This is a genomic window from Actinoplanes sp. NPDC051346 (assembly GCF_040682215.1).
GTDB lineage: Bacteria > Actinomycetota > Actinomycetes > Mycobacteriales > Micromonosporaceae > Actinoplanes.
The window spans coordinates 67,041-73,554 of the sequence record NZ_JBFBAJ010000024.1; the positions used below are offsets into that span (position 1 = coordinate 67,041).

At 70.9% G+C, this 6,514-nt stretch carries 7 protein-coding genes; 2 read left to right on the forward strand and 5 right to left on the reverse strand.

What is annotated here, in order from left to right; all coding sequences use genetic code 11:
- The first annotated feature begins 23 nt into the window (after positions 1-23).
- On the forward strand, positions 24-1,172 hold the full coding sequence (locus tag AB0M36_RS36345) for a DUF5667 domain-containing protein (protein WP_364167056.1): 1,149 nt from the start codon (positions 24-26) through the stop codon (positions 1,170-1,172).
- A gap of 101 nt (positions 1,173-1,273) precedes the next feature.
- Here AB0M36_RS36345 and AB0M36_RS36350 read toward each other — a convergent pair whose 3' ends face one another.
- The 5 genes from AB0M36_RS36350 to AB0M36_RS36370 all read right to left on the reverse strand — a co-directional run bounded on the left by AB0M36_RS36350 (position 1,274) and on the right by AB0M36_RS36370 (position 5,649).
- On the reverse strand, positions 1,274-2,116 hold the full coding sequence (locus AB0M36_RS36350; protein WP_364167073.1) for a lysophospholipid acyltransferase family protein: 843 nt from the start codon (positions 2,114-2,116) through the stop codon (positions 1,274-1,276).
- Positions 2,117-2,733: 617 nt separating this feature from the next.
- Positions 2,734-3,834: an NAD-dependent epimerase/dehydratase family protein gene (locus tag AB0M36_RS36355; RefSeq protein ID WP_364167058.1), complete on the reverse strand. Its 1,101-nt coding sequence runs from the start codon at positions 3,832-3,834 to the stop codon at positions 2,734-2,736.
- A gap of 69 nt (positions 3,835-3,903) precedes the next feature.
- On the reverse strand, positions 3,904-4,005 hold the full coding sequence (locus AB0M36_RS36360; protein ID WP_007465623.1) for an AURKAIP1/COX24 domain-containing protein: 102 nt from the start codon (positions 4,003-4,005) through the stop codon (positions 3,904-3,906).
- A gap of 329 nt (positions 4,006-4,334) precedes the next feature.
- Complete coding sequence (locus tag AB0M36_RS36365; RefSeq protein WP_071810037.1) at positions 4,335-4,550, reverse strand: helix-turn-helix domain-containing protein; 216 nt, start codon at positions 4,548-4,550, stop codon at positions 4,335-4,337.
- A 178-nt stretch (positions 4,551-4,728) separates the two neighbouring features.
- A complete protein-coding gene (locus AB0M36_RS36370) occupies positions 4,729-5,649 on the reverse strand; it encodes a proline dehydrogenase family protein (protein ID WP_364167060.1) in 921 nt (306 codons plus the stop codon).
- Positions 5,650-5,764: 115 nt separating this feature from the next.
- On the opposite strand from AB0M36_RS36370, the gene AB0M36_RS36375 reads away from it, so the two are divergent.
- Complete coding sequence (locus AB0M36_RS36375; RefSeq protein ID WP_364167062.1) at positions 5,765-6,301, forward strand: CGNR zinc finger domain-containing protein; 537 nt, start codon at positions 5,765-5,767, stop codon at positions 6,299-6,301.
- The last annotated feature ends 213 nt before the right edge of the window (positions 6,302-6,514 follow it).

Genomic DNA, 6,514 nt, shown 5'->3' on the forward strand with positions numbered 1-6,514 from the left:
ACAAGCGAAGGGAGGTGCCCGCGATGAAGTTCGACTTCTTCGATCGCCGGAGCGCCGAGCGCTTCGCGGAGCTCCTCGACGAGACCCACCGTCGCCACCACGTGCGGGCCCAGGCCGACGACGAGCAACTCGCCGAGCTGGTCGCCATCGGGCACAGCCTCTCCGCGGCACGGACCGGCGTTCAGGTCGACCCCGAGTTCCGGATGGGGCTGCGAGCGATGCTCGTCGCCACCGCCGAGCGGGACGGCATCGGATCGACGGCTACCGCGCCCGACCCCGAGCCCGACGTCGAGCCCGCCCGGAAGCTGTTCGGGCTGGCCGGACGGCGGATCCGCGCTCGCGGTGCCATCGTCATCGGCGTCGCCGCCGGCGCGATGGCCGTCTCCGGGATCTCCGCGGCCAGCGAGAACGCCGCGCCTGGCGACGCGCTCTACGGCGTCAAGCGCTCGACCGAACGTGCCCAGCTCGCCATGGCCGGATCGGACGTCACCCGCGGGCAGCTCTCGCTGACGTTCGCCCGCAACCGCCTCACCGAGGCGGCCGCGATGGACTCCGACGACCCCAAGTTCCGCGACGCGCTGGACGACATGGACGCCGACACCAAACAGGGCGTCAAGCTGCTGAACTCGGCGGCGGTCACCCGCCGGGAGACGAGCATCCTGGCCTCCGTCGACTCGTTCGTCGACCGCCAGCGCCGGATCCTCACCCCGGCCCTGGCACGGCTGAGCCCGGCCAACTCCGAACGTGCGGCCGAGTCCGTAAGCCTGCTCGACGCGGTGCAGCAGCGCACCGAAAACCTGCGCAACGGGCTGGCCTGCGAGACGGTCATCCAGACCGGCAGCGACGCGCTCGGCCCGAAGCTGCGGTCCTGCCGAACGGGAGCCTCCGACTCCTCGACGTCCGAGCGCCGGCAGGGTCAGGGACAGGGCGAGAAGTCGGCGACGTCGAACTCCGACGACCCGAGGTCTGCGAAGCCCCGACCCGGCGACGGGTCGACGGCGACGCCGGGAACCGACAAGACCGGCGCGCCGACCGGAGGCCCGTCCGCCCCGAGCGGGGGCGCGACCGCGGACGACACGACGCCGCTGATCTCCGAGGACCCGCTGAACCCGCCGACCGAGGACAAGGGCCTGCTCGGCGGCATCCTCGGTGGCATCTTCAACGACGACTGAACGCCTACACAGCTGGCGAGGGGCGGTGCCGACTCTGGGAGTCGGGGCCGCCCCTCACTGCGTACTGTAACGCCTCGCTGTCCGGTTTTCTGTCCCGTGTTTTACCGACCGAAGGGGTCGGGACGCTTCTCCAACAGGGAGTAGAGCGTCACCTGAATGGTCTCCCGCACCTGGTCGGCGAGGTTGTAGACCACCATCGGATCGTCCGCGTACTCGGTGAGGTGCGCCGTCGGGATCGGCGGACAGAACTCGATCATCCACTTGCTCGGCAGCGGCAGCAGGCCCAGCGGGCCCAGCCACGGGAAGGTCGGCGTCACCGGGAAATACGGGATGCCGAGCAGCCGGGCGAGCGGCTTGAGATCGGCCAGGATCGGATAGATCTCCTCGGCGCCGACGATCGCCACCGGCACGATGGGAGTGCCCGTACGCAGCGCCGCCGACACGAACCCGCCTCTGCCGAACCGCTGCAGCTTGTAGCGCTCCGAGTAATGCTTACCGATGCCCTTGAAGCCTTCGGGGAAGACGCCGACCAGCTCGCCGCCGCTCATCAGCCGCTCGGCGTCCGGGTTGCAGGCGACGGTCGCACCGGCCTTGCGGGCCAACTCCGACAACATCGGCATCCGGAACACCAGGTCGGCGCCGAGCAGCCGCAGGTGCCGCTCGCGCGGATGCTTGTCCCACAAAGCCGTGGTGAGCATCAGGGCATCCAACGCCACGGTGCCGGAGTGGTTGCCGACGACGAGACCGCCGCCAGCCTCCGGAACGTTCTCGATGCCGAAGACCTCGGTGCGGAACCAGTCGCGATAGAGCACGCGCAGCATCGGATGGAAAACCGCATCGGTCAGCTCGGGGTCGAACCCGAACTCGTCCACCTCGTAGGCGCCCGCGAGCCGTCGCCGCAGGAACGACAGCCCCCGGGCGATCCGCTGGTCCCACACATCCACCGCGCCCCGAGGCTCGGTCTCCGGGGACCCGGCCTCGCCAGACCCGCCGACCGGCCGATCGTCACGCCCGTCCACCGATGTCCCGGCCTCCGCAACGACGTCCGCAACGAGGTCCGCAGCGACCGGGGCGGAGCTATCGCCGGGAGACGTTCGGGGCTGCGCCGGCGGCTTTGCCGCGCCGGCCGATGGGCGGCGAACGGGCCTGCCGGCGACGGGCGTCTCCGCAGCGGGAGGCGTGTCCGCAGCGGGCCTGTCCGCAGCAGGCGTGTCCGCGGCGGGCCTGTCCGCAGCGGGCCTGCGGGCGGCCGGCGTGTTTGCGGCGGGCGTGCTGGCGGCCGGCGTGTCGGCGGCGGGCGTGGTGTGCCCCTCGGGTGCCTTGCGGGGCGACGGCTTCGACACCGCGTCCTGCCCCTCGTCGCCGGACAGTTCCGCGGCCTCGTGCCTCTCGGCCTTCTCCGCCGCCGCGGCGGCCGGAGGCCGGCGGCGGGGACGACGGGACGCCGGCGGCGGGTCCGGGATCGGGATGGGGCGCTTGCCGTTCATCGGCTTAGGCGCGGGCGCCCGCGGCAGCGTGAAATCCGCGTGCCCCGGCAACGACGCGTGGTACTCGTCCTGACTCATGATGTGACGGCCTCACGGTCATCCACCGGCTCTCCGGCGGCGGCGGCGCGAACGCGACGGATCCCGTCGAGGATGGCCCGCTCGGCCGCGGCGAGCCGGTCGGCGGTCAGCGACGAACCGTTGCGGTGGCCCTTGATGAAGTCGTCGAACGCGGCCGCCGTGCTCCGCGGGGTGAACCCGAACTCCTTGACCAGCCGGGCCGTGTCCACCACGCGCCCGTGCACGAAAAGGTCGATCTGATCCAGTCCGATCTCGCCAACCCCCACGTTGCGTGCCACAGAGGCGACGGCGGACAGGGTGCCTTCCGGCAACGGTACGGCGACGCGACCGGCCCTGCGCACGGCCTGCGAGAGCGACAGCACCCCCGCGCCGGCCACGTTGTAGGTGCCGGGGTGGTCCTCGACCACCGAGCGGTGCAGGATCTCCAGCGCGTCGTCGACATGCACGAACTGGAGGCGGGCGTCGCGGCCCAGCACGGTCGGCACCACGGGCTGGGCGAAATAGCGGGTCAACGACGTCTCGGCGGTCTCACTGAGGAACGGCGCGAACCGCAGCACGGTCGCGTCGACCTGGGGACGGCGGCGGCGGAAGCCCCGCACATAGCCCTCGATGTCGAGGATGTCGCGGGCGAAGGAGCCCCGGGGCACAGCGCGGGGCTCGGTGTCCTCGGTGAAGACAGCGGGGTCGCGGAACGACGCGCCGTAGGCGGCCGTCGACGACCGCACCACGAGCTTGCGCAGCCGGCTGGCTCCCTGGGCGGCGGCGAGCAGCTGCATCGTCCCGATGACGTTCTGTTCCTTCATCGCCGCGCGACCGCCGTGGTGCGGATCCGGCGCGCTGGTGATCGCGAGGTGGACGACCGCCTCGGCGCCCAGCTCGGCGATGGCGCCAGTGGCCGCACGCGCGTCGGCCCGGATCAGCTCGACGTCCGTCAGCAGGCCCGTGAGGGCCGGCGGCGGATCATGCGGATCCAGGCCGATGACACGCTCGATCCGCGGATCGGCGGCGAGACGGGACGCTACCCGGGCGCCGAGAAAGCGGCTGACCCCGGTGACCACGACGACCCGCGGTGGGGCCGCGGCTTCGGACGACACCACAGGCGCGCCTCTCACGAGCGGCTACGGGAAGGCAGGTGAGCGGGCCGGGTCACCTGACCCGGCCGGGCATCACTTGCCGAGACGGCGACGCTGGACGCGGGTCTTGCGCAGCAGCTTACGGTGCTTCTTCTTCGCCATACGCTTGCGGCGCTTCTTGACCACGGAGCCCATACGTCATGCCTCTCGAACCATGTGGGCCGGTCGCTGCGCACACGATGGCACGCCGACCGGACTGACAACGGTTTGCCCCTCGGCCACGGCGCCCAAACGCACGCGGGTAACACGGGGCGAACCGCTCCAGCGTAGCGGCCCGGCCTTCCGGGGACCAACACGGCCCCTCGCGCGGACGCCCGGACCACGCCGGTGATGCCCGCGCCTGACTCATCCCCGACGCCCGGACCACGCCGGTGATGCCCGCGCCTGACTCATCCCCGACGCCCGGACCACGCCGGTGATGCCGCGCCTGACTCGTCCCCGACGCCCGGCGAGCGCCGGCGGTGTTACGCGGTCTGCGAGAAGGCGCCCCGCAGATACGTGTGCACGGCGTGCTCGGGCACCCGGAACGAGCGGCCCACCCGCACGGCGCTCAATTCGCCGCCGTGCACCAGTCGGTAGACGGTCATCTTGGAGACCCGCATGAGCGCGGCAACCTCGGCCACGGTCAGGAAGCGCACCTCGGCGAGGCGCTCCTCCGTTTGGGCTGCTGGACCCGTCATCTCCTCGCACCGATCCTTTCGCAGGCGCCTCCGCCGCGGCCGGACAGGCCTTGCGCCGCGGCGGGTGGGCGCGCGTGTCATCAGTACGGTATCGAGACGGCTGTTACCAGGGCGATGCGTTCCGTGAATTGGCCGCAAAAAGTCAAGGCAACACGCGGGTTTTATCCCGAAAGGTGACCTACTTCTTACTGGTGAGCGCTTTGCCGAAGAAGGCCAGGTTCGCCGGACGCTCGGCGATGCGGCGCATCAGGTAGCCGTACCACTCGTCGCCGTAGGGGACGTAGACGCGCACGGTGTGCCCGTCGGCGGCCAGCCGGGCCTGCTCCTCCGGGCGGATGCCGTAGAGCATCTGGAACTCGAACTCGTCGGGCCGCCGGTCGAACCAGCGCGCCCGGTCCTCGGCGATGGCGATGATCCGCGGGTCGTGCGAGGCGATCATCGGGTAGCCGTCCCCGGACATCAGGATGTTGAGGCAGCGCACGTACGCCTTGTCCACGTCAAGCGTGGACTGGTACGCCACCGACTCCGGCTCGGCGTACGCTCCCTTGCAGAGCCGCACCCGCGAACCGGCGGTGGCCAGCTCCCGGCAGTCGCCCTCGGTGCGCCGCAGGTATGCCTGCAGCACCGCGCCCGTGCTCGGGTAGTCCTTGCGCAGCTCGGCGAGGATCTCCAGCGTCGAGTCCGTGGTGGTGTGATCCTCCATGTCGAGGGTCACCGTGGTGCCCGCCTCGACAGCCGCGGCGCAGATCGCGCGCGCGTGCTCGTACGCCATCCGGTCGTCGATCTTCTGACCCATGGCCGAGAGTTTCAGGCTGACCTCGGCCGCCGGCGTCAGCCCGGCGTCCTTGAGCTCCTTGAGCAGGGTCAGATACTGATCCTTGGTGGCCGTCGCCTGCTCCGCCGTCAGCGTGTCCTCGCCGAGGTAGTCCAGAGTGATTGCCAGGCCATCGTCGGCCAGCGTGCCGGTAACACGAAGAGCGTCGTCGACACCCGTGCCGGCGACGAACCGCGTAACGATCCCCTTGGTGACGGGGGCAGTCGAAATCAGCCGCTCCATCCGGGTTGACCGGGCGGCGGCGAGGAAGACGGATCGGAGCATGAGCCGAGCGTATCGCCCACGCCCCAGCGGGATGCGGCGGAGCCGGCACTGCCGATGGCGCACACCCGGCACGCCGACCATGTCGATGGAGGACCCGGGCGGTTACGGTTGTCGGGTGAACTTCGATGCGTACGCGCGCACGGCGGTGGAGCTGGTCAACGCGAGGCTCGACGACCTCGCCGGGTTGCGGGCGCTCTTCGGCGAGGAGCTCGGCTGGATGGCCGACGAGGTCACCGACAAGGACCTCGCCGTGTTCCGCCGCGCCCAGCGCCGGCTGCGCGAAGTCTTCGAATTCGGCACGTCCGGCCGCGACACGGACGCCGTCGCCGAGCTGAACGTCCTGCTGGAGGCATACCCGGTCCAGCCGCGAATCTCCGGTCACGACGCCAGCGACTGGCACATGCACGTCACGAGCCGGGGTGCGTCGGTGAGCTCGGAGTTCCTGGCCGGAGCGGTCTGGGGCCTGTCGGTCTGGCTCTGCGAGTACGGCAGCGCACGCTTCGGCATCTGCGCCGACGAACGCTGCGGCAACGTCTATCTGGACACGTCGTCGAACAACTGCCGCCGCTTCTGCTCCGAACGCTGCGCGACCCGCTCCCACGTCGCGGCCCATCGAGCCCGCAAGCGCGCCGCGACCCTCACCCCCGCCTGACTCCACCCCCGCCTGACGACAACTCCGCTCCCGCCGTCCCGCGCCTGGCTTTGGCCGGCCAACTTCAGTTGGCTCGTCACCTGCGGCTTTGGGGTGGGGCACGGTGGGGCTTCGGGGGAGGGGATGACCCACTCCGGGCGGATGCTCCTATGGTCGTCAAGTGGTGAGCAGGGTGTAGATCTCGCGGGCGATGTAGCGCTTGAGGCAGCGGAA